This window comes from Streptomyces sp. BK340 (genome assembly GCF_007827595.1).
Taxonomy (GTDB): domain Bacteria; phylum Actinomycetota; class Actinomycetes; order Streptomycetales; family Streptomycetaceae; genus Streptomyces.
In genome coordinates, this window is the sequence record NZ_VISR01000006.1 from 107,752 (window position 1) to 130,668 (window position 22,917).

Here is a 22,917-nt window from a genome sequence, read left to right on the forward strand (position 1 = left end):
TCGGGCCGACCGTGCGAGGATCGAGCCGCCGCCACCCCCCGCCGCGCCGACCGGAAGTCACTCGTCTTGACCTTGCCAGCCACTGTGTTCGGTATCGCTGTGCGCGTGCTGCGTACGGCGGCCGGGCGGCGTGCGCTGCAACTGGCACTGCTGGTCGGCGGATTGTTCCTGCTCGGGTTTCTCTGCGGCGAGCAGGCCCAGGCGGCCGAGCGGACGCCGGTGACTCCGGTGGCCTCCGCGATCCCGGTGACCGGGCACGAGGACACGCTACGAACCGTCACCGAACGGGTCGTCACCCCCGTGCGGGAGGTCGCGCGGACGACCTCCCGAGCCGTCGACGGGACGCGGACCCAGGCGCCCACGCTGCCGGCCGCGTCCCCCGTGCCGCTGCCGAAGCTCCCCGCGGTCCCACCGGTCCCGGAGGTCTCCGTGCCGCCCGTGCACCCGCTGCCGGCGCCGGTCGCCCCGGGGTCCGGGGCGGAGCGGCACGACAGCACGGCACCGGCGGCCGGCAAGGGGGACCGAGCCCGCACCGAGGCCCGTACCGCCGTCTCCGCACCGCCGCGGGCCGCCACGTACGGACCGGACTCCGCGCTCCCGGCGCAAGCCCCCCGGACCCCGGCGCACACCTCCGTGCACCGCGCCGCCGCGGCCGTCGACGCCCCCGCCCGGCCCGCGCCCACCGGAGACCCGGACGGCGTGCTCGGCAAGCAGGCGGCCGTCGGCACCGCGTCCCGCCACGGTGACGCGTACGCCGTCGCCCTCGACGGCCGGGCGCCCCTGCGGCTCCTGCCCGGCACCACCGCGCGCGTCGACGCGCCCGGGACCCGGGAACGGCACCGGGACATCCCGGTCTTCCCCGGCTAGGCCAAGGGCCGACCTCCCCGCCACGGACCTGTCGCGCGGGGGCGGAACAGGTCTGCCCACTCCGCCGGACCCGCCGGCCTCCCCGGCGCCCTCCGGACGGAACCCCCTAGCCGTTTCCGAAGGACTTGACGCACGCATGAACAAGAACATCCGCCGCTCGATCGTGATAGCCGCCGGAGTCACCGGCGCCTGGGCCCTCGGCTCGGCCGTGGCCAGCGCCGACGAACTGCCCGCCCCGGCGGTCTCCGTACCCGACACCGAGAGCACCACCGGCACCCTCACCGACACCGTGGACGGTGTCCTCACCGACGTCCACGACACCGTCTCCGGCGTGACCGGCACGGCCACCACGGCCGTCTCCGGTGTCGCCGCGAAGGCGCAGCAGCCGACCCGTACCGTCACCGGCGCAGCCGACCAGGCCCGCCGCTACGTCGACGCGAAGGTCCCGGTCACCGCGAAGATCAGGGGCGGCCAGGCCGTCCAGGGCGCCCGGGCGGCCCGCGCCGTCCAGGCGCAGACCGAGGCGCACGTGCGGGCGGCGGGCGCCCGGGCCACCGACGAGGCCACCGCGGCGACCCACACGGCCACCCACCCGTCCGTGCCCGCCACGCCGGCCACGCCCTCCGCTCCCACCCCGCAGGACGAGATCGACTACCTCTTCGGCCCCCTCGCCTCCTTCGCCCCCGAGGTGGAGGAGGCCCTGGCGGCCGCCCAGACCAAGCTGCAGGCCACCCAGGCCGCCGCACGCCTGCGGGCCGCGGGGGTCGAGGGCACCGTGCGGACGACGGCACAGCGGACCGTGGCCGGGGCGCAGGGCCGTACCGCCGGCGCTGCCGCCCTCGCGGACGGCGAGGCGGCACGGGTGACCGGCGCCGCCGAGGCCTCCGTCGCCGCCGTCCCCGCGCACGTCACCGGCACGGTCGCCGGTGTCGGGCAGCGGGTCGTCGGCACGGTGCGGGCGGTGTCGGGCACCGTCGCACCCGTCGTGGACGAGACGACCGCCGCCGCCGTCCCGCCGGTGGCCTCCGCCGCCGTGGCCGGGGTGCTGCCGGTCGCCGGCGAGGCGGTGGCCGGCGTCCAGCCGGCCGCGGGGCACGTGGTCGCGGGCGTCCAAGGCGCCGCCTCGGGCGCCGTGACGGGCGTCCGGGGGACCGCCACGGGCACCGTGACCGGCGTGCTGCCCGCCGCCGGGTACGCGGTCGCGGGCGTGCAGGGGACCGCCTCGGGCGCGGTGACGGCCGCGCAGGGCACCGCCACCGGCACGGTCGGGGGCGTGTACCGCACCGCCGTGGACGCCGTGACCCAGGTGCACGGACTCGCGGTGGACGCCGGGTACGGCGCGGCCGGGCTCGCCACGGGTGCCGTCGCCGACGTGCACGGGGTCGGCGCGGATGCCGTGTCCGGCGTGCACGGAGTCGCCACCGGCGCCGTGGGCCAGGTGCACGGGGTCGGTACGGGCGCCGTCACCGGCGTGCACGGTGCCGCCGCCGGTGCCCTCGCCGACGCGCTGCCCCTCGCCGGCGGGGTCCTCGCGGACGTGCCGCCGTACGCCACCGGGCTGGGCGGCCAGGTGGCCCACGACGCCGTGGATGCGGTGCTGCCGCCCGTAGCCGGGACCGCCGTGCACGGGGTCGTGCCGGTCGCCGGGCAGGCCGTGGCGGACGCGGGGACGCTCGCGTACGGCGTGACGGGCGACGTGCACCCGTTCGCCGAGGGCGTCGCGGGTGCGGTACCGCCGCTCGCCCACGGGGTCACCGGACAGACCGGCGCCTTCGCGGCGGGAGTGACCGGACAGGTGCCGCCGTTCGCGGCGGGAGTCACCGGTGCCGTGCAGCCGGCCGTAGACATGATCACCGGGACCGTGTCGCCGGTCGTGGGCGGTGTCGGCGGCAGTGCGAGCGGGCTGGCGTACGGCGTCGCGGGCGAGGCCGGTCCCTACGCGGACGGTGTCGTCGGCGCGACCGCGCCCCTCACGCAGCAGGTCGGGCCGTTCGCGCAGGACCTCGCCCGGACCGCACAGGTCATGGGCGGTCCACTGGCCGGGCACGGCGTCGCCGGAGCCGAGGGCGTCGCCCACTCCGTCACCCCGGGTTACGTCCAGGGTCTGGCGCACGGCCACGGCGTGCAGTAGGGCTGAGCGCCCACGCAGGTTCCGCGGGGGCCGGGAACCCGGACGGCCGAACGCCGACGGTCCGTCCGGCCGCACCCCCCGCGGTACGGGGCGGGTGGTCCCCATTGGGGTGGGGATCAACCGCCCCGGGCCTTTCGGGGCCCGTCCAGAGGCCTCACCGGGTCAACCCCAGCCCGGTGAGGCCTCGCGCATCCCCCCCGATCGCGGCACGCCGTGTCAGGAAAACCGGCATCATGTGACAGGTATCACCGCTCAGGTGTGACCCTCGATTTAGGGAGCCCACGCAAGCGGCGATAACCTGCGAGACGGACATGCCGCGCGCTCGGACACCGTGTGCGCTTCCCTAGTGACAGCGGACGTCACGTTGCCCTTCGCGGCACGCCCACGCATCCAACGAACCGCGAGATCACTGATAGGGACGGAAGCGCGTGGACCTGTTCGAGTACCAGGCGAGGGACCTCTTCGCCAAGCACGATGTACCGGTGCTGGCCGGTGAAGTCATCGACACGCCTGAGGCGGCGCGCGAGATCACCGAGCGGCTGGGCGGCAAGTCCGTCGTCAAGGCGCAGGTGAAGGTCGGTGGTCGCGGCAAGGCCGGTGGCGTCAAGCTGGCCGCCTCCGCGGACGAGGCCGTCGCCCGGGCGACGGACATTCTCGGCATGGACATCAAGGGCCACACGGTCCACAAGGTCATGATCGCCGAGACCGCTCCGGAGATCGTCGAGGAGTACTACGTCTCCTTCCTCCTCGACCGTGCCAACCGCACCTTCCTCTCCATCGCCTCCGTCGAGGGCGGCATGGAGATCGAGGAGGTGGCGGCCACCCGTCCGGAGGCCGTCGCCAAGACGCCGATCGACCCGATCGACGGTGTGGACGAGGCCAAGGCCCGCGAGATCGTCGCGGCCGCCAAGTTCCCGGCCGAGGTCGCCGACAAGGTGGCGAACGTCCTCGTCAAGCTGTGGGACACCTTCATCAAGTCGGACGCCCTCCTGGTCGAGGTCAACCCGCTCGCGAAGGTCGCCTCCGGCGATGTCATCGCCCTCGACGGCAAGGTGTCGCTCGACGAGAACGCCGAGTTCCGCCACCCCGAGTACGAGGAACTGCACGACAAGGACGCGGCCAACCCGCTCGAGGCCGCCGCCAAGGCGAAGGGCCTCAACTACGTCAAGCTCGACGGCGAGGTCGGCATCATCGGCAACGGCGCGGGTCTCGTCATGAGCACCCTGGACGTCGTCGCCTACGCCGGTGAGAACCACGGCGGCGTCAAGCCCGCCAACTTCCTGGACATCGGCGGTGGCGCCTCCGCCCAGGTCATGGCGAACGGTCTGGAGATCATCCTGGGCGACCCGGACGTCAGGTCCGTGTTCGTCAACGTGTTCGGTGGCATCACCGCGTGTGACGAGGTCGCCAACGGCATCGTCCAGGCCCTGAAGCTCCTGGAGGACCGCGGCGAGAAGGTCGAGAAGCCGCTCGTCGTCCGCCTCGACGGCAACAACGCCGAGCTGGGCCGCAAGATCCTCACCGACGCCAACCACCCGCTGGTGCAGCGCGTCGACACCATGGACGGCGCGGCCGACAAGGCCGCCGAGCTGGCCGCCGCCAAGTAAGCACAAGGACGAGGACTCACACCACCATGGCTATCTGGCTCAACAAGGACAGCAAGGTCATCGTCCAGGGCATGACCGGCGCCACGGGCATGAAGCACACCAAGCTCATGCTGGGTGACGGCACCCACGTCGTCGGCGGCGTGAACCCGCGCAAGGCGGGTCAGACCGTGGACTTCGACGGCACCGAGGTACCCGTGTTCGGCACGGTCGCCGAGGCCATCGAGAAGACCGGCGCCAACGTCTCCGTCATCTTCGTGCCGGAGAAGTTCACCAAGGACGCGGTCGTCGAGGCCATCGACGCCGAGATCCCGCTGGCCGTCGTGATCACCGAGGGCATCGCCGTGCACGACACGGCCGCCTTCTGGGCGCACGCCGGCAAGAAGGGCAACAAGACCCGCATCATCGGCCCGAACTGCCCCGGCATCATCACCCCGGGCCAGTCGAACGTCGGCATCATCCCGGGCGACATCACGAAGCCGGGCCGCATCGGCCTGGTCTCGAAGTCCGGCACGCTGACGTACCAGATGATGTACGAGCTGCGTGACCTCGGCTTCTCGACCGCCGTCGGCATCGGTGGCGACCCGATCATCGGCACCACGCACATCGACGCCCTGGCCGCGTTCCAGGACGACCCCGACACCGACCTGATCGTGATGATCGGTGAGATCGGTGGCGACGCCGAGGAGCGCGCGGCCGCGTTCATCAAGGAGAACGTGACCAAGCCGGTCGTCGGTTACGTCGCGGGCTTCACCGCGCCCGAGGGCAAGACCATGGGCCACGCCGGCGCCATCGTCTCCGGTTCGTCCGGCACCGCCCAGGCGAAGAAGGAGGCCCTCGAGGCCGCGGGCGTCAAGGTCGGCAAGACCCCGACCGAGACGGCGAAGCTGGCCCGGGAGATCCTGAGCGCCTGAGCTTCCTGACTGCGCACCGGTAGGCCCGCCCCGTTCGCGGGGGCGGGCCTACCGGCGTTTTCGCTCGCCGTGCCGGGTGCGGCACGCGGCTCAGCGTGCCGTCGGCGCGAGCCGCTCCGGGCCGTTGGACTCCGTTCGGTGCAGCTTCGCCCGCAGCGCCTGTTCCTCCCGTGACAGGGGACCCATGGCCGGCGGCGGTGGAACCCCCTGTACCGCCTGGGCCGGGGCGATCGGTGCCTCGTAGTGGGTGGGCGCCGTCCGCAGGGTCAGGGCCGTGGAGCCGATGATCGCGACCGTGAAGGCGATGGCCGCCCGGGTCCAGAACACGTTCCGGCGTTCGCCGACCGTCCGCACCGTGGGCGGTCTGGCGGCGCGCAGATGCTCCCTGGAGGCCAGTTCCAGCAGCCGTCGGTGCAGTGCGGCGGGATCGGCCAGTTCCGGGAGGTGCTCGGCCACGGCCGCCCGGGCGCGGGTCAGCCGGCCGGCCGCGGCCGGGGTGCTCGCCTCCGTCTCCGCCGCCGTCTCCGGCAGGTCGAGGCCGACACCGTCGTACAGGATGAGCGTGCGCCGGTACGACGGCGGGAGCTTCAGCAGCGCCTCCAGCAGCGCCCGGTCGGCCGGGTCGGCGGGCGGGGGTTCGGGGGACCGGTAGCGCGGACGGAAGGAGTGCCAGGGGGAGAGGGCGTACTCGTAGGCCATCGCCCGGACCCAGCCGCCCGGGTCCCGGTCCTGGGCCACCTCCGGCCAGCGCTGCCAGGCGAGTTGGAAGGCCCGCTCCACGGCCTCCCGGGCCAGCTCCCGGCGCCCGGTGAGCAGATAGGTCTGGCGCACGAGGGCTGGGGTGCAGAACGCGTAGAGCGCGTCGAAGGTCTGTGTGGGAGTCAGGGCGTCACCGGTCAGCAGGCGGGCGTACACCTCGCCCTCGTGTCCGCTCGGGATGCTGCGCCCGCTCTCCCACGAGCGGACCGTGGCCCGGCTGACGCCCACCTGCGTGGCGACCTGAGCCTGCGTCAGCGAGCGGGACTCGCGCAGCCGGCGGCGTTCCTTCGGTGGTGGCAGCGAGCCGGCGGGGATCTCCGTCACAGTACCTCACCCCTTCGTACGAAAAAGTACATAAACATATATTGGGCGACACATCCGGGGTTCGGCTGTTACGACGGGAAAGCGCGTGTCGTTGGGAGCATGGCGGTCGTGACGCTGATGACCGCTCGCCGACCGTCGTTGTCGCTGCTGCTGCACCGGATGCGCGACCGCCCGCCCGGGCTGGGCGCGAGCCTGCTCGGCGGTGCGGTCGCCGCCGGGCTCGGGCTCGGCTCGCTCGCCGTGCTCGTCCTGGGGCTGTGGATCAGCTCGCCGTACCCCGACAGCGGGCCGGCCGGCGCACTGCACATCGCCGCCGCGCTGTGGCTGCTGGCGCACGGTGTCGAACTGGTCCGCACCGACACGCTCTCCGGCGCGCCCCAGCCGCTCGGCGTGACCCCGCTGCTGCTGCTCGCGCTGCCGGTGTGGCTGCTCTACCGGGCCGCGCGGGACGCGACGGACGCGTCCGCCGAACCCGACGCCCCGCCGCCGGTCCCGGCACGCACGGCGTGGACGGGGGTGGTCCTCGGCTACCTCGGCGTCGGCGTCGCGGCCGCGCTGTACTGCTCGGGTGGCGAACTGCGTCCCGTGTGGGGCTGGGTGACGGTGTGTCTGCCGCTCGTCGCGGCGAGCGCGGCGGGGGCCGGGGTGTGGTCGGCGTACGGCCGCCCGCGCGAGCCCGTGCTCGGTGCGCTGATGCTGCTGCCGGGGTCGGTACGGCGGCTGCTGTTCGGGTCGGACGTGCGGGCGCGGCTGGGTACGGCCGTACGGGCCGCCCTGGCCGGGACGGCGGTGCTCTTCGGGGGCGGGTCGCTGCTGCTCGGCGTCTCGCTGGTCCTGCACGGCGCGGCCGCCCAGGGGTCCTTCCTGCAGCTGACGGAGGGCTGGACCGGCCGGTTCGCCGTCCTGCTGCTCGGCATCGCGCTGGTCCCCAACGCGGCGGTGTGGTCGGCGTCCTACGCCCTCGGCCCCGGCTTCGCCCTCGGCGCCGGGCACCTGGTGCACCCCCTCGCCTCGGACCCGGCCCCGCTGCTGCCCCCGTTCCCGCTGCTCGCGGCCGTGCCGGACGCGGGCGCCGGAACCCCGCTGAACTGGACGGCGGGAGCGGTGCCGGTGGCGGCCGGGGTGACGGTCGCCTGGTTCGTGGGGCGGGGAGCCGCGGGGTGCGTGGACCCGGAGGCGCAGGATGCGCCGAGAGCGCCCTGGCCGGCCGCGCGGACCGCCGGAGTGCTGGTGCTGTCGGCGCTCCTCTGCGGAGCGATCCTCGCCCTTCTCGCCGCGTTGTCCGGCGGCCCGCTCGGTGTGGCCGCACTGGCCCGCTTCGGCCCGCTGTGGTGGCAGAGCGGGGGAGCGGCCGCTCTCTGGCTCACGGTCGCGGGGATGCCGGTGGCGCTGACGGTACGGGCGTGGCGGCTGTGGCGGCGGCGGGCGCGGGGCACGGTTCCGGCGCAGGGGACGGAGCCGGGGAGCAGGCGGCCGACGGGCACGGGGAGGAGGGCGGCGGGCAGGGCGACGGCCGAGGAGGCCGTGAAGGGGTCCGCGAGAGGGGTGGCCGAGGAATCCGCGAAGGGTTCCGCGAAGGGTTCTGCGAAGGCCGCCGCGGAGGAACAGACGAAGGAGCAGGCGAAGGAAACGCGCGCGAAGGCGACCAGGCCGGGGAAGGCGCCGAAGACCCGGGCCCACCAGCAGGACGCCCCCTCCCCCCTCGCCCGGCCCGACGAGGACGAGGGGTACGACGTCCTGCCCGCCGCCGACCCGTTCCCCCCGGCCTGGCACGACGACGTGGCCCGAGCCGCCCGCTGGGCGGCCCTGCGAGCGGCGTCGCCCCCCCTGGGCGCGCCCGCCCCGCCCGCCGGACCCGATTGGCCACCCCTGCGGGCCCCATCGCCCCCGGCAGCCGCCCACGCACCCGCGCCGGAGTCCCAGCTGCCGCTGGTCGGCCGTTCACCCGCACCGGATCCATCGCCCCCGGCAGCCGCCCACGCACCCGCGCCGGAGTCCCAGCTGCCGTTGGTCGGGCGTTCTCCCGCGCTGGATCCGTCGCCCGAACGGGGAGGCCGTGCACCTGTGCCGGAGCCTCTGCCGCCGTCAGTCGGCCGTTCACCCGCGCTGGATCCGTCGCCTCCGGCAGCCGCCCAGGCACCTGTGCCGGAGTCCTCGATCCCGCCGGTCGCCGCCCCTGCACCCGCCCCGGAGTCCTCGCCTCCCGCGGACGCCCATCACCGGCCCACCGAATCCCCCGACTCGGAATCCGCCCGCTGAGCCCTCTACCGGAAGAGCCACCCGCTGCGCCCGGCTCGGGAGGTGCCTGCCGGGCCCCACAGGGGCTAGTCGTTCCCGACGCCCAGCACGCCCCGCAGTTGCTGGGGCAGATGCTGCTCGCAGGACTGCTTGGCCTCGTGGGTCAGGGCGTCGCCGACGCACGTGTAGTAGTCGCGGTAGACCAGCTGTACCGCGAAGGTCGTGGCCACCAGGGCGAGGGCCAGCGAGGCCGTGACCAGGCCGCCGATCGCCGCAGTGGTCTGCGGGCGGGGGCCCGGGGCGGGCGCCGGGGCGTCCGGGTCGGAGGGGCGGGGCTTGGCGCGCAGGGCGCTGATGCCCCAGTACAGGGCCAGCGCGCCCAGCAGCAGGGCGACGTAGGGCCAGCTGAAGAGGGCGAAGAAGACGGCCCATATGCCGGACAGGAGCGCGAAGCGCGCGTGGCGCTGGGCCGGGTCCGTCGGGTCCCAGCGCATGCCGGGGCCGGTCGGGCCGCCCGGGCCCTCGGGGCCGCGGCCGGGCCGCTCGCCGAAGCCGCCGGGGGAGCGGCCGGGCTGGTGGTCGCTCCACCGGGTGCCCCAGGGGGAGCTGCCCCCGGAGTCCGAGGATCCCTCGGGGTGGCGCGGCTGCCACGGCTTGTCGGGGGTGCCCTCCGGCGGCGGCGCGAACGGATTGTCGTCCTGCTGCTCGCCGCCGCGTCCGTCGCCGTCCCGCCCGCCCTGGGGCGCCTGGGGCGGCGAGGCCGGCCGCTCCCGCAGCAGCACGGCGCCCCGCTCGCCTCCCTGGGCCGGGCGCGAGGGGAACGTGAGGAGTCGCAGGCTGCGATCGGGCATCAAAAGAGCGTCTTCCCCTAGGTGAATACGGCGGTCCGACGTGAGCTTCCACCCGTGAAACGCACCGCACGACGACCGCGTTCCCGAGGCTGCTCCTTCGTGATTCCCTCCGAACGCTACCTTCCGGCCACGCCCCCGTCCCGAGGGGGCCTTCCGGAGTGCCGGTATCGTTGCTGACGGTCGGCCGCTTCGTAGACTTCCCCGTATCCGGGGGCGCGAAGCATTCGTACGACTGTACAAACGCCGGCCGGACACAACGCTTCCCCGAGAAAGGGCCCCACCGTGGCCGCCACCACCGCTGGCCAAGCGGTCAAGCGCCTCGTCGTGCTGGTCTCCGGATCCGGCACCAACCTGCAGGCGCTCCTGGACGAGATCGAGCGCACCGGAGCCGAGTCGTACGGCGCGCGGATCGTCGCCGTCGGGGCCGACCGCACCGGCATCGAGGGGCTCGCCCGCGCAGAGCGGGCCGGGCTGCCGACCTTCGTGTGCCGGGTGAAGGACTTCGGGACGCGTGAGGAGTGGGACGCCGCCCTGGCCGAGGCCGTGGCCGCGCACGAACCCGACCTCGTGGTCTCCGCCGGGTTCATGAAGATCGTCGGGAAGGAATTCCTCGCGCGCTTCGGCGGGCGGTTCGTCAACACGCACCCCGCCCTGCTGCCCAGTTTTCCCGGGGCCCACGGCGCGCGGGACGCGCTCGCGTACGGCGTCAGGGTCACCGGCTGCACCGTCCACTTCGTCGACGACGGCGTCGACACCGGGCCGATCATCGCTCAGGGCGTGGTCGAGGTCCGGGACGAGGACGACGAGAGCGCGCTGCACGAGCGCATCAAGGAAGTCGAGCGAAGGCTGCTCGTCGAGGTCGTGGGGCGGCTCGCCCGCAACGGCTATCGCATTGAGGGACGAAAGGTAGTTATCCAGTGACCGCCACCGCCGAGAGCACCAAGCGGCCCATTCGCCGGGCGCTCGTCAGCGTCTACGACAAGACCGGGCTCGAAGACCTCGCGCGCGGGCTGCACGAGGCAGGTGTCGAGCTCGTCTCCACCGGCTCCACGGCCGGCCGTATCGCCGGCGCCGGTGTCCCCGTGACCAAGGTCGAGGAGCTGACCGGCTTCCCCGAGTGCCTGGACGGCCGGGTCAAGACCCTGCACCCCAGGGTGCACGCGGGCATCCTCGCCGACCTGCGTCTGGACAGCCACCGCGAGCAGCTCGCCGAGCTGGGTGTCGAGCCGTTCGACCTGGTCGTCGTGAACCTCTACCCGTTCCGGGAGACCGTCGCCTCCGGCGCCTCGCCCGACGAGTGCGTGGAGCAGATCGACATCGGCGGCCCGTCGATGGTCCGTGCCGCCGCCAAGAACCACCCCTCCGTCGCCGTGGTCACCAGCCCGGAGCGGTACGCCGACGTGCTCGCCGCCGTCGCGGCCGGCGGCTTCGACCTCGCCACCCGCAAGCGGCTGGCCGCCGAGGCCTTCCAGCACACGGCCGCCTACGACGTGGCCGTCGCCTCCTGGTTCGCGTCCGCGTACGCGCCCGTCGACGACTCGGCGTTCCCCGACTTCCTGGGTGCCACCTGGGAGCGCGAGAACACCCTGCGCTACGGCGAGAACCCGCACCAGCCCGCCGCCCTGTACGTCGACGCCGCCGGCGCCGGTCTGGCCCAGGCCGAGCAGCTGCACGGCAAGGAGATGTCGTACAACAACTACACGGACACGGACGCCGCCCGCCGTGCCGCGTACGACCACGCCGAGCCGTGCGTCGCGATCATCAAGCACGCCAACCCCTGCGGCATCGCGGTCGGCGCGGACGTCGCCGAGGCGCACCGCAAGGCGCACGCCTGTGACCCGCTGTCCGCGTTCGGCGGCGTCATCGCCGTGAACCGCCCGGTCAGCAAGGAGATGGCCGAGCAGGTCGCGGAGATCTTCACCGAGGTCATCGTCGCGCCCGGCTACGAGGAGGGGGCCCTGGAGGCCCTCACCAAGAAGAAGAACATCCGCGTCCTGAAGGCCCCGAACGGCCCGGCCAACCCGGTCGAGGTCAAGCCGATCGACGGCGGCGTGCTGCTGCAGGAGACCGACCGGCTCCAGGCCGAGGGCGACGACCCGGCCAACTGGACGCTGGCCACCGGTGCGGCGCTCTCGGCCGCAGAGCTGGCCGAGCTGGCCTTCGCCTGGCGGGCCTGCCGCGCGGTGAAGTCCAACGCGATCCTGCTCGCCAAGGACGGCGCCTCGGTCGGCGTCGGCATGGGCCAGGTCAACCGGGTCGACTCCGCGAAGCTGGCGGTCGAGCGGGCCGGTGCCGAGCGCGCCCAGGGCTCGTACGCCGCTTCGGACGCCTTCTTCCCGTTCCCGGACGGCCTGGAGGTCCTGACCGCGGCGGGCGTCAAGGCCGTGGTCCAGCCGGGCGGTTCGGTCCGTGACGAGCTGGTCGTGGAGGCCGCGAAGAAGGCGGGCGTCACCATGTACTTCACGGGCACGCGCCACTTCTTCCACTGATCCCGCAGGGGCACGCAAAGCGGCCTCCGGCTCCCTTCGCAGGGGGCCGGAGGCCGCTTTCCGTTCAGGTGATCAGCTCGGTCGGAGCGGATGGCGCTCAGCTCAGTTGGAGCGGATGACGATCGAGCCGCAGACCTTGTCGGCGAACGTCTGACGCTTGGCGTCCCAGGCCGGCCACAGGTAGCCGAGGTAGCAGGGCAGGCCGTCCAGGATGTGGGCCAGCTGGCGCACGAACGCCATGCCACCGCCGAGCGGCTGCCCGGTCTCCTCCTTGAGCGTGCGGATGCCCAGCGCCTTCTTGCCGACGGTCTGGCCCGTCTTGCCCTCCATGATGATCTGCCAGACGAACAGGCCGATCAGGGCGAGGAAGCCGATGATGGCGAGGAACGGGGCGTTCTTGGCACCCGCGATCGCGATGCCGTAGGGCACCGCGTACAGCAGGCTGTCGAGCAGCCGGGCCAGGAAGCGCTGTCCCCAGTTCGCGTACGTCGGCTGCATGCCGTAGCCGGGCTGCTGCGGGTAGCCGGGGTATCCGCCCTGCGGCGCCTGCGGGTAGCCGTAACCCTGCTGCGGCGGGACGCCCTGCGGGGCCTGCGGGTAGCCGGGCTGCTGCGGGTAGCCGTAACCCTGCTGCGGATCCTGCGGCTGACCGTACGGGTTGTTGGGCGAGCCGAAACTCATGGCGGATTTCCTCCGTTGACACTGCGGGGACGACGCGGAAGGAACGGAGGAACGTCAGGATCTGAGCGGTTTGCCCCCCAACCGGACCGCGATACTGCGGCGCTCATGGTCGTAGGAAAGGCCGATTGTTGTCCAGCCGGATTCGCAAGGTGTTGTGCAAGTGCAACATCATCGATCAAGGACGGGACATCGGGAACCGGCCCGGGCGGCCCCGGATTGGAACCGGGACCCGGTCATCCGCGAGGATGGTGTCATGACCGCCCAGATTCTCGATGGCAAGGCCACCGCAGCCGCGATCAAGTCCGATCTGACCGCCCGCGTGGCGGCGCTGAAGGAGAAGGGCGTCACGCCCGGCCTCGGCACGATCCTGGTCGGGGACGACCCCGGCAGCCAGAAGTACGTCGCCGGCAAGCACCGCGACTGCGCCCAGGTCGGCCTCGCCTCCATCCAGCGCGAGCTGCCCGCCACGGCCACCCAGGAGGAGATCGAGGCGGTCGTCCGCGAGCTGAACGAGGACCCGGCCTGCACCGGCTACATCGTCCAACTCCCGCTGCCCAAGGGCATCGACGAGAACCGCGTCCTGGAGCTGATGGACCCGGCCAAGGACGCGGACGGCCTGCACCCGATGAACCTCGGCCGTCTCGTCCTGAACGAGCCGGCGCCGCTGCCCTGCACCCCCAACGGCATCCTGACCCTGCTGCGCCGCCACGGCGTCGAGATCAAGGGCGCCGAGGTCGTGGTGGTCGGCCGGGGCGTGACCATCGGCCGTCCGATGCCGCTGCTGCTCACCCGGCGCAGCGAGAACGCGACCGTGACCCAGTGCCACACCGGCACCCGTGACCTGTCCGCCCACCTCAAGCGGGCCGACATCATCATCGCCGCGGCCGGCGTCCCGCACCTGATCCGCGCCGAGGACGTCAAGCCGGGCGCGGCCGTCCTGGACGTCGGTGTCTCCCGCAACGCCGAGGGCAAGATCGTCGGTGACGTCCACCCGGACGTGGCCGAGGTGGCCGCCTGGATCTCCCCGAACCCGGGCGGTGTGGGCCCGATGACCCGGGCGCTGCTGCTGGTCAACGTGGTCGAGGCGGCGGAGCGCAGTGCCGGCTGAGGACTCCCGCTCCAGCACCGGACCCGCCGTCTCCGACACCGGCGGGGACCCGAAGCGGACGACGCGCCGCTTCCCGCGGTTCACCAGGGACACCGCGCGCCCGGAGGGCGGCGGCCGGGCCGCGCCCGGCAACGCTCCGGCGCCCGCGCGGCAGTGGCCGTTGCTCGCCGTCGTCGGCCTGGTGGCCGTCGGCCTGCTGGTGATCACGCTGGACGCGCTCCGCCCGGGGACGCTGCTCATCGGCGTCGCGCTGCTGGGCGGCGCCGTGCTGCGCTGGCTGCTGCCCGACGTCGGGATGCTCGCCGTGCGCTCCCGCTTCACGGATGTCGCGACCTACGGCGTCCTGGGCCTGGTGATCGTCCTGCTGGCGTTGATGATCCAGCCCGACCCGCTGCTGAAGCTCTCGTTCCTGAAGGACATCCTGCACTTCACGGTCAAGTAGCGGCTGCGGTACGGCCGCAGGCCCGCGCCTCCCCCGTGGGCGCGGGCGGGACGGCGGCCCGTCCCCTCCCCCGAGTAAGGACGAGCCGCCGTCGGGATCCAGCCTTCCCTCCATGAACCGCCTGTTCAACGGCTGTCCGTGCGCTGTGGCACGGAAGTGACCGTTCCGCTACGGTGTCCGCGCCCTGCCACATGTGTGGCCGCCGTGTCGATGTGTTGACAGTTCGGGGGTACGGTCGCGAAGGCGCGGTGGAACCGGGCTAACGTGTCCAAGGTGCCCAATCGGGACGGTCCGGTGGACCGTGGGGCAGCCGGCGTGCGACGGTGCACAACCGGCGGGAGCGGCGCTCCAGTGCGCCCCCACTCCGGGAACTGGGATCCTTAGTCGGCGCATCCCTGTGGGTAGCCAGAGGGGGCCGCGCCGGGGGACCGGACCGGCGCGAGGTCACGTGCGGGGAACGGCGCGGGGAACCATCAGCACCAACCGGGGGAATGAGGGGGGAAGCAATGCCTCGATGGAAAGCCTTGCCGGACGATCTGGATCCGCAGATCAAGGAGTTCACCAGCCAGGTGCGACGCCTCGTGGACCGCAGTGGTCTGAGCATCGCGGCGCTGGCAGACCGGACCGGTTACAGCAAGACGTCCTGGGAGCGCTACCTGGGCGGCCGGTTGCTCGCACCCAAGGGCGCGGTCGTCGCGCTCGCCGAGGTCACAGGCACCAACCCGGTCCATCTGACCACCATGTGGGAGCTGGCCGAACGCGCCTGGAGCCGCGCGGAGATGCGGCACGACCGGACCATGGAGCACATTCGTATCGCCCAGGCGCGCGCCGCGCTGGGGGAGTTCGGGGCGGCCGAGACCGAGGGCGCGAGCGGCACCAGGACGGCCGGCAGAGGCACCGGCACCGGCAGGACCGTGACTCCGGGTGCCACCGTGCCCCCCGGCGCCACCGTGACTCCGGGCACCGGCGTGACTCCGGGCACCACCGTCACTCCGGGCACCACCGTCACTCCGGGCATCGCCGGCCCGGCGGGCGTCTCGCCGACGATCCCGCCGCAGCCGACGGCGTCGGACGCCGACGGGTGGGAGAACGCGGACCGTGGTGCGGCCCGTGAGGTCAACTCCTGGGGACTGGCGGGATATGAGGGTCCGTCGAAGGCGAGCCGTCGGCCCACCGCCGCGACCAATGCCGGTGCCGATGCCGATGCCGATGCCGATGCCGGTTCCGGTTCCGGTGCGCGTCCCGCCGCCTCGCCGGACGGCCCGGGCCGGAACCCGGGCCCCCCGAACCCGTACGACGGGCAGCCGCAGGGGGCACGGCCCGGCGGTGGCGCCGCCGGCAAGGGGGCTGGGCGCAAGGGGCGGCTGACGATGTTCCTCGCGGGCGTCGTCGGTGTCCTCGTCGTCTTCGCGGCCGTCTACTTCTTCACCAAGCCGGGCAACGGCGCCAAGCACGAGCGAGCCGCCAAGTCGCCGTCCCCGACGGCCAGCAGCAAGGCCGGCCTGCCCGCCGGGGTCAAGTGCAGTGGCGCCGCCTGCAACGGCAAGGACGCGGAGGCGATGGGCTGCAGCGGTGACCTGGTGACCACCGCCAAGACCGCCACCGTCGGCACCACCACCCTCGAGGTCCGCTACAGCAGGACCTGTGGCGCCGCCTGGGGCCGGATCACCGGCGCCACCCAGGGCGACCAGGTCCAGGTCTCCGCGGGCAAGCTCCGCCAGACGGGTGACATCACCGCCGTCGGCGACGCCATCGCCTACACGCCGATGGTCGCCGTGAAGGACGCGGCCGAGGCCAAGGCCTGCGCGATCCTCGCCTCCGGGCGTCAGGGGTGCACGAAGTAGGACGGACGGGCCCGCCGGGCGGGGCGCGAGGGCCCGTCCGGCGGTCACCCCACGTGCGGGGCCAACCAATTCGGGTGGAATTCCGGAGACGGACGCATGGGCCGCCGGATCCTGGGAACGCGAACGGTACCCCCACGGGAGTCCGGTCATCCGGTACCCCCACAGCGGCCGCCCTCCTCCCTCTCCCGGACGGGCGGCCGCCCCTTCCTGAATGACGAGTCCGACTTGTGGGCTGAGCCACACGGCCCCGGACGTCTCGCATGCCGGATGCGCGATAGCCTGACCGCTGGATTCTCTTGACGCCAAGAGATCGATCATCCGCCGGGGCAGTGACGCCCCACCGCCAGCTGTCATACGGAGAACGCCATGACCCGCACTCCCGTGAACGTCACCGTCACCGGCGCGGCCGGCCAGATCGGTTACGCCCTGCTCTTCCGCATCGCCTCCGGCCAGCTGCTCGGCGCGGACGTGCCGGTCAAGCTGCGCCTGCTGGAGATCACCCCGGCGCTCAAGGCCGCCGAGGGCACGGCCATGGAGCTGGACGACTGCGCGTTCCCGCTCCTGCAGGGCATCGACATCTCGGACGACCCGAACGTCGCCTTCGACGGCGCCAACGTAGCCCTTCTGGTCGGCGCCCGCCCGCGCACCAAGGGCATGGAGCGCGGTGACCTGCTGGAGGCCAACGGCGGCATCTTCAAGCCGCAGGGCAAGGCCATCAACGACCACGCCGCGGACGACATCAAGGTCCTGGTCGTCGGCAACCCGGCCAACACCAACGCGCTCATCGCGCAGGCCGCCGCCCCGGACGTCCCGGCCGAGCGCTTCACCGCGATGACCCGCCTCGACCACAACCGCGCGCTGACCCAGCTCGCGAAGAAGACGGGCTCGACGGTCGCCGACATCAAGCGCCTGACCATCTGGGGCAACCACTCCGCCACGCAGTACCCGGACATCTTCCACGCCACGGTCGCCGGCAAGAACGCCGCCGAGGTCGTCGGCGACGAGAAGTGGCTGGCCGAGGACTTCATCCCGACCGTCGCCAAGCGCGGCGCCGCGATCATCGAGGCCCGTGGCGCGTCCTCCGCCGCCTCCGCCGCCAACGCCGCCATCGACCACGTGTACACGTGGGTCAACGGCACCGCCGAGGGCGACTGGACCTCCATGGGCATCCCGTCGGACGGCTCCTACGGCGTCCCGGAGGGCCTGATCTCCTCCTTCCCGGTCACCGCCAAGGACGGCAAGTACGAGATCGTCCAGGGCCTGGACATCAACGAGTTCTCCCGCGCCCGCATCGACGCCTCCGTCAAGGAGCTCGCGGAGGAGCGCGACGCGGTTCGCTCCCTGGGTCTCATCTGAGGCTGCCTCCGGCGGATTCGCCGCGAGCCTGTGCGGGCCCTGTTCCGGTTTCGTCCGGAGCGGGGCCCGCGCCCGTTTTCGCCGTTACTGTCAAAAGCAGAACAGGGAAGGGTGATTCGGGGGGTTCGTGATGAGCGGCTGGAACGGATGGAACGGCCCGGAGGGTTACGGCGCGGAGGGTTCCGGTCCGGAGCACGGGCCCCGGGCCGAGCGGGGGCCCGGCGAGGAGAGAGGCCGGGCGGCCTGGACCGCCGACGAGCCGCCGGCCCCGCCGTGGGCTTCGGCCCAGACCCAGTCGGCCGCGCTCCCGCCGCCCTTTGCCCGGACGTCCGCGCAGACCGGCCCGGCCCAGGTGCCGCCGTTACCGCCGCAGCCCTGGACCGCCGCCCCCGCCCACCCCGGAGGCCCGGTCCCTTCGCCGCCGTACGCCCCCGCGCCTCGCCGTGTGCACGGCGGCCGGCTGGCCGCCCTGGTCGTCGCCATGGTGCTGGTCGGGGCCGGCTCCGGCTTCGGCGTCTGGTACCTCGGGCGGGACCGCGCCGGCAGCGGCACCCCGGCGGCCTCCGCTCCGGCCACCGGCGTCACCGTCTCCGCCTCGCCCTCCACGACGCCGCGGACACCGGCCTCGACGCCGCCGCCCGCATCGCGCCGGCTCCCCGCCGGCTACCGCCTCGTCCACGACCCCGTCGGCTACACCCTCGCAGTCCCCGAGGGCTGGACCCGGCGGCAGAAGCAGGGGGAGAAGGCGACCGTGGTGTTCTACGACTCCCCGTCCGACGGCCGCCAGTTGCAGATCTTCGAGCTGGCCGAGTCCACCGTCACCGAGTCCCTGGACCTCGCCGAGAACGACCCGGGCTACGGCTACTCCCACGAGCCCGGCTACCAGGCCCTCGCCCGCAGCTCCTCGGACACCTGGGCCGAGCTGTCGTACCGCTACGACGACCCGGACAAGGGTGCCCGACGCGTCGTCGACCACCGCTTCCGCACGCCCGGCGGCACGTTGTACGCGATCCGCTCCAGCGGCCCGGAACACCTGCCCGACGCCCGCGTGCGCGCTCCGCTCACGACCGCGCTGGCTTCGTTCTGCCCGGCGGGGGCATCTTGCGGGTAGGGGGCGGCCCGGCATGCCGTCCCGCCGTCCCTCAGGAGCTGCGGGGCAGCGCCGGCTCCCGGTCCGGGGTGCTCTTCGGAGCAGGACCGGTGCCGGTGCCGGTGCCGTAGGCCGTGGTGACCAGGGCCGTTGCCGCCAGGACCACCACGGCCACCGTGCGCAGGGCCGGGCCCATGCCGTGGATGAGGTCGGGGTGGGCGGACAGGACGGTCCCGGTGACGGCGACGCCGAGGGCGGCGCCGGTCTCGCGGGCGGTGGTGCCGAGGCCCGAGCCGAGACCCGCCTGGTGGGCGGGGAGCGAGGTGACGACGCCGAGGGTCAGGGCGGGCATGGACAGACCGGTGCCGGCCGCGACGACCAGCAGCCAGCCGCTGTACGCCCAGTAGGAGGTGTGCGCGTCGGCCGTGGAGACGCCGAGCAGGCCCAGGCCGATGAGGGTGAGGCCGGTGCCGATGAGCGCCCGGGGGTGGCCCGCCCAGCGGGCGGCCAGCCGCTGGGCGACCGCCATCCCGACGGGCAGCGGCAGGATCGCGACGCCGGTGAGGGCCGCTCCGAAGCCCTTCACGTCCTGCAGGTACTGCGAGTTGACGAAGAAGAGGGCGAACAGGCCGAAGAATCCGGTGGCCGTGCCGAGGGTGGCGGCGCGCAGGCGGGACGAGGAGAAGACCCGCGGGTCGAACAGCGGGGCCGCCGAGCGCAGGGCGTGCAGGGTGAACGCGGTGATCAGCGCGGCGCCCGCGGCGAAGGCGCCGAGGATGCGGGCGGACGTCCAGCCGTAGCTCGGCCCCTCGATGATGCCGAACAGGACCGCGACCAGTCCCGCGGTGAGCAGCAGGGTGCCATAGGGGCCTCCCCTGCTCGAACGAAGTTGAGCGCTTGGGGAAGGGGCGGGGTTGCTGCCGGTGGAGCGGGCGGTGCGCGGGGTGGTGACGGCGACGGCGGCGGCGAGCACCGCGGCGAGCGGGACCATGACCGCGAACAGGGCACGCCAGGACAGGAACTGGCCGACCAGGCCGCCGCCCAGGTTGCCCGCCGCGCCGCCCAGGCCGAGCGACAGGGTCCAGGCGGCCATCGAGCGGGCCCGGTGCTCGGGCGCGGACAGCTGCATCAGGATCGACAGGGTGGCCGGGGTGATCAGGGCCGCACCGGCGCCGGACAGGCCCCGCCCCGCGATCAGCGCGGCCGGGCCGGCCGCCAGCGCGCTGGCGGCTGCGCCCGCCGCGAACAGGCCGAGCCCGGCGAGCAGTGCGCCCTTGCGGCCGTACCGGTCACCGAGCGCTCCGGCCGGGACGAGGAGCCCGGCGAAGACGATGACGTACGCGTCGACCGTCCACAGGATCTCGCTGTGCGAGGGGTGCAGGGCGGACGAACTCAGTTGCGGTATCAGGAGGTTGATGGCGGCGACCATGCTCTGCGCGACCAGGACGCAGGCGCACAGCGCCAGCAGGGCGGGGCGTTTCAGGGCGTGCGTGGGCACGGCTCCTCCCGGGAGCTAGGTGGTTGGTGCGGGATGCCCTGCCACCGTAGGGTCGCTCCTGACCTGCTTTCCAGTGCAACCTTTGCAAGGGATGCTTGCGCATGACGCAATCCACGGACCTGGACCTGAACCTGCTCCTCGCGCTGGACGTGCTGCTGGAGGAGCAGAGCGTGCAGGGCGCCGCCCGCCGGCTGCACCTGTCCGAACCGGCGATGAGCCGCACCCTCGGCCGGATCCGCAAGGCCCTCGGCGACCCGGTCCTCGTGCGGGCCGGGCGCCGGATGGTGCCGACACCGCACGCACTGGCCGTACGGGCCGAGGTGAGCGCCGTGGTGGAGCGGGCCCGTGCGCTGTTCCGGCGCGGCCGGGACTCCGACCTGCGCACGGTCACCCGCACCTTCACGATCATCGGCCACGACGCGATCGCCGCCTGCCACGGCGCCACCCTGTTCGCGCGTGCCGCCCAGGAGGCGCCCGGCATCCGCCTCCGTTTCCTGTCCGAGAGTCACGTGGACGCCCCGGTCCTGCGCCAGGGCACCGCCGATCTGGAGGTCGGCGTGATCGACGCGACCGCGCCCGAGGTCCATGTCGAGACGGTGTACGAGGAACGCATGCTGGGTGTCGTACGGGCCGGACACCCGCTGCTCACCGGCGAGTTGACGCCGGAGCGGTTCGCCACCGAGGCCGATCACCTGGGCGTCTCCCGGCGCGGCAGGCTGCACGGGCCGGTGGACGAGGCGCTGGCCGAACTCGGCCTGGAACGCCGGGTGGTGGGCACCGTCGGCACCTTCCCGTCCTCGCTCTTCGTGCTGCGCGAGACCGACCTGGTCGGGTTGGTCAGCTCCTGGGGGTGCCCGCCCGCCGCCGCCCTCGGCCTGGTCACCTTCGAGGTGCCGCTCGCCCTCCCGCCGCTCCCGGTGGGACTGGCCTGGCACCCCCGCCACGACGCCGACCCGGCCCACGCCTGGCTGCGCGACTGCGTGAGGGAGCTGATGCGGCAGTCAGCCGGTGGCGACTAGCCGCTTCTCGAACCAGTGGCCGGCGTACACGTTGTCGTCGTAGCGCGGGATCTCGGTGTAGCCGCAGGCCCGGTACATCGCCTGTGCCTCGGTGAGCACGACATGGGTGTCCAGCCGTACGACGTCCAGGCCGCGCGCCCGTGCCTCCCGCTCCAGTCCGTCGAGCAGCCGCCGGGCCAGGCCCAGCCGCCGGGCCTCGGGGTGCACCCACACGTGCCGGATCTCGCCCACCCCCGGTTCCAGTCGCCTGAGCGCCCCGCAGCCCACCGGACGCTCCTCCTCGTACGCGACCAGGAAGGCTCCGGCGTCCCCCGTCACCTCCTCGGGGCGGACCAGGGCGGCGCTGTCGAAGCCCTCCGGGAAGCGGGCGTCGATGTCGGCCGCGTACGCCGTCAGGCAGCCCCGGGCCACGGCCGAGGCGCCGTCGACGGTCCGCACCGTGATCGCCGCCAGCCGCAGCAGGCGCTGCACGATCGCCATCGCGGCGGTCAGCTCGGCCCGCTGGTCCGGGGCGAGTCCGTCGAGGAGTCCGGCGGCGAGGGCGTCGGCGCGCCGGTTCTGCTCGCCGATCTCGGCGCGGCCGGCCGCCGTCGGCTCGATCATCCGCAGCCGGCTGTCGTGCGGGGCCGCCTCGACCCGGACCATGCCCTGGCCCTCCAGCGCCTTCGCCATGCGGCTGAGGTAGCCGGCGTCCAGCCCGAGCCGGTTCCGCAGCTCGCGCAGGGAGGTGCCCTCCCCGACCTCGAACAGCAGCCGGGCCTCTCCGAGGGGGCGGTCCTGCCCCAGGTAGTGGTCGTCCAGGGCGCCGATGCGGCGCGTGAAGTAACGGTTGAAACGGCGGAGGGCCGCGACCTGCTCCGCCGACACTGGCTCGGTCATTCTTTGACTTTAGTCAAAGGACTCAGTCGGGACACGTCCACCGACTCCTTCGCGGACGGGGTGGCGGACGGCACGGGCTCGCCGTAGTCCGAGAACGTCATCGTCAGGTCGATGCCGTCGCCCTTCCGGGTGCCCTCGACCAGCACGTGCGGTGAGTCCGCCGTGACGTAGAGAGTGACCCGGCTGCCGCCCTCCGTGCCCTTCAGCGGGATCACCGGTATGCCCTCGACCGTGGTCCTGTCCCCGCGCGTCAGCGGCTTCCTGTGCGACGAGTCGGGTGTCAGCTTCCGCTGGAAGGCGTCCAGGTCGCAGAGGCCCGCCCACTCCTCGAGCGCGCTGTCGTGCGTGGTGCCGTGGATGTAGCGGTCCTTGAGGAGTTCGGCCGCCGCGGTGCCCTCGCCGCCCGGAAGCTCGGCCTTCCAGTACGTGCTGTCGCCCTTCAGCCACACCTCGTCGTCCCGTTCGACGATCTGGATGCTGCCGCCGTGCGCACCCATGCGCACGATGCCGACGCAGTTGCCGTCCCGGTCCAGGGACAGGTCCATCCACGCCACGTCCCCCTTCTTCGCGGCCGCCGCCCGGTCCGTCCACGTCATGTGGAGCGACCGGGTGTGGAGCAGGTGGTCCTGCGCCTCCCGGGCGAGCTCACGGGCGCTCGGACCGCCGGTGTCGTCCGCCGCGGCCGCCGTCACCAGGGCGGGGGAGAGGAACAGGGTCACGCTCGCCGCCGCACAGGCCAGCGGTCCTCCGGCCATCGCGGCACCTCCGTGATCACCCCAAGCCGCTCCGCTCAGCCTACTTTTGTCCGTTTTCGGCCGCATTT

General features: G+C 73.4%; 19 protein-coding genes. 13 read left to right on the forward strand and 6 right to left on the reverse strand.

Annotation, left to right across the window (positions count from 1 at the left end; translation table 11 throughout):
• Positions 1-99 precede the first annotated feature (99 nt).
• From FB157_RS14460 to sucD, 4 genes are all read left to right on the forward strand, one after another.
• The gene (locus FB157_RS14460) at positions 100-867 is read left to right on the forward strand and encodes a hypothetical protein (protein ID WP_145879633.1); all 768 of its coding nucleotides are present in this window, start codon (positions 100-102) and stop codon (positions 865-867) included.
• Between the two features lie 136 nt (positions 868-1,003).
• Positions 1,004-2,998 carry a hypothetical protein gene (locus tag FB157_RS14465; protein ID WP_145879635.1) on the forward strand — a complete coding sequence of 665 codons (1,995 nt, stop codon included), beginning with the start codon at positions 1,004-1,006 and terminating at the stop codon, positions 2,996-2,998.
• Between the two features lie 428 nt (positions 2,999-3,426).
• On the forward strand, positions 3,427-4,605 hold the full coding sequence (sucC, locus tag FB157_RS14470) for an ADP-forming succinate--CoA ligase subunit beta (protein WP_145879637.1): 1,179 nt from the start codon (positions 3,427-3,429) through the stop codon (positions 4,603-4,605).
• Between the two features lie 26 nt (positions 4,606-4,631).
• Positions 4,632-5,516, forward strand: coding sequence for a succinate--CoA ligase subunit alpha (sucD, locus tag FB157_RS14475; RefSeq protein WP_145879639.1), 885 nt, complete (start codon positions 4,632-4,634; stop codon positions 5,514-5,516).
• A gap of 90 nt (positions 5,517-5,606) precedes the next feature.
• Here the strand turns inward: sucD and FB157_RS14480 are convergent, their stop codons facing one another.
• A complete protein-coding gene (locus FB157_RS14480) occupies positions 5,607-6,599 on the reverse strand; it encodes a helix-turn-helix domain-containing protein (protein WP_145879640.1) in 993 nt (330 codons plus the stop codon).
• A 99-nt stretch (positions 6,600-6,698) separates the two neighbouring features.
• Here FB157_RS14480 and FB157_RS14485 point away from each other — a divergent pair, with 99 nt between their 5' ends.
• Positions 6,699-8,858: a DUF6350 family protein gene (locus FB157_RS14485; protein WP_222440932.1), complete on the forward strand. Its 2,160-nt coding sequence runs from the start codon at positions 6,699-6,701 to the stop codon at positions 8,856-8,858.
• A 65-nt stretch (positions 8,859-8,923) separates the two neighbouring features.
• Here the strand turns inward: FB157_RS14485 and FB157_RS14490 are convergent, their stop codons facing one another.
• A complete protein-coding gene (locus tag FB157_RS14490) occupies positions 8,924-9,688 on the reverse strand; it encodes a hypothetical protein (RefSeq protein ID WP_145879642.1) in 765 nt (254 codons plus the stop codon).
• A gap of 282 nt (positions 9,689-9,970) precedes the next feature.
• Between FB157_RS14490 and purN the strand changes: the two genes are divergently transcribed.
• Together purN and purH are read left to right on the forward strand one after the other, a co-directional pair.
• Positions 9,971-10,609 carry a phosphoribosylglycinamide formyltransferase gene (purN, locus tag FB157_RS14495; protein WP_145879645.1) on the forward strand — a complete coding sequence of 213 codons (639 nt, stop codon included), beginning with the start codon at positions 9,971-9,973 and terminating at the stop codon, positions 10,607-10,609.
• Positions 10,606-12,177 (forward strand): bifunctional phosphoribosylaminoimidazolecarboxamide formyltransferase/IMP cyclohydrolase, encoded by a 1,572-nt coding sequence (gene purH / locus FB157_RS14500; RefSeq protein ID WP_145879647.1) that lies wholly within the window; start codon positions 10,606-10,608, stop codon positions 12,175-12,177. Before purN ends, purH begins: the two co-directional genes overlap by 4 nt.
• Before the next feature lie 102 nt (positions 12,178-12,279).
• Here the strand turns inward: purH and FB157_RS14505 are convergent, their stop codons facing one another.
• Complete coding sequence (locus FB157_RS14505; RefSeq protein ID WP_145879649.1) at positions 12,280-12,858, reverse strand: RDD family protein; 579 nt, start codon at positions 12,856-12,858, stop codon at positions 12,280-12,282.
• A 253-nt stretch (positions 12,859-13,111) separates the two neighbouring features.
• Here FB157_RS14505 and FB157_RS14510 point away from each other — a divergent pair, with 253 nt between their 5' ends.
• From FB157_RS14510 to FB157_RS14530, 5 genes are all read left to right on the forward strand, one after another.
• Positions 13,112-13,966 carry a bifunctional methylenetetrahydrofolate dehydrogenase/methenyltetrahydrofolate cyclohydrolase gene (locus FB157_RS14510; protein ID WP_145879650.1) on the forward strand — a complete coding sequence of 285 codons (855 nt, stop codon included), beginning with the start codon at positions 13,112-13,114 and terminating at the stop codon, positions 13,964-13,966.
• Positions 13,956-14,408, forward strand: a complete 453-nt coding sequence (locus FB157_RS14515) for a DUF3017 domain-containing protein (RefSeq protein WP_145879653.1) — start codon at positions 13,956-13,958, stop codon at positions 14,406-14,408. Before FB157_RS14510 ends, FB157_RS14515 begins: the two co-directional genes overlap by 11 nt.
• Positions 14,409-14,914: 506 nt before the next feature.
• A complete protein-coding gene (locus FB157_RS14520) occupies positions 14,915-16,252 on the forward strand; it encodes an XRE family transcriptional regulator (protein ID WP_145879654.1) in 1,338 nt (445 codons plus the stop codon).
• A gap of 366 nt (positions 16,253-16,618) precedes the next feature.
• Complete coding sequence (locus FB157_RS14525) at positions 16,619-17,608, forward strand: malate dehydrogenase (RefSeq protein WP_145879656.1); 990 nt, start codon at positions 16,619-16,621, stop codon at positions 17,606-17,608.
• A 130-nt stretch (positions 17,609-17,738) separates the two neighbouring features.
• Positions 17,739-18,719: a hypothetical protein gene (locus FB157_RS14530; protein ID WP_145879658.1), complete on the forward strand. Its 981-nt coding sequence runs from the start codon at positions 17,739-17,741 to the stop codon at positions 18,717-18,719.
• 31 nt (positions 18,720-18,750) lie between these two features.
• On the opposite strand, the gene FB157_RS14535 is transcribed toward FB157_RS14530, so the two are convergent.
• Entirely contained in the window at positions 18,751-20,196 is a 1,446-nt protein-coding gene (locus FB157_RS14535) for an MFS transporter (protein ID WP_145879660.1), read from the reverse strand.
• A gap of 101 nt (positions 20,197-20,297) precedes the next feature.
• On the opposite strand from FB157_RS14535, the gene FB157_RS14540 reads away from it, so the two are divergent.
• On the forward strand, positions 20,298-21,215 hold the full coding sequence (locus FB157_RS14540; RefSeq protein ID WP_145879662.1) for a LysR family transcriptional regulator: 918 nt from the start codon (positions 20,298-20,300) through the stop codon (positions 21,213-21,215).
• Here FB157_RS14540 and FB157_RS14545 read toward each other — a convergent pair.
• Positions 21,198-22,094 (reverse strand): helix-turn-helix domain-containing GNAT family N-acetyltransferase, encoded by an 897-nt coding sequence (locus tag FB157_RS14545; RefSeq protein WP_145879664.1) that lies wholly within the window; start codon positions 22,092-22,094, stop codon positions 21,198-21,200. The two genes, FB157_RS14540 and FB157_RS14545, sit on opposite strands and share 18 nt — an antisense overlap.
• Complete coding sequence (locus FB157_RS14550) at positions 22,091-22,849, reverse strand: hypothetical protein (RefSeq protein WP_145879666.1); 759 nt, start codon at positions 22,847-22,849, stop codon at positions 22,091-22,093. Before FB157_RS14550 ends, FB157_RS14545 begins: the two co-directional genes overlap by 4 nt.
• Between the last annotated feature and the right edge of the window lie 68 nt (positions 22,850-22,917).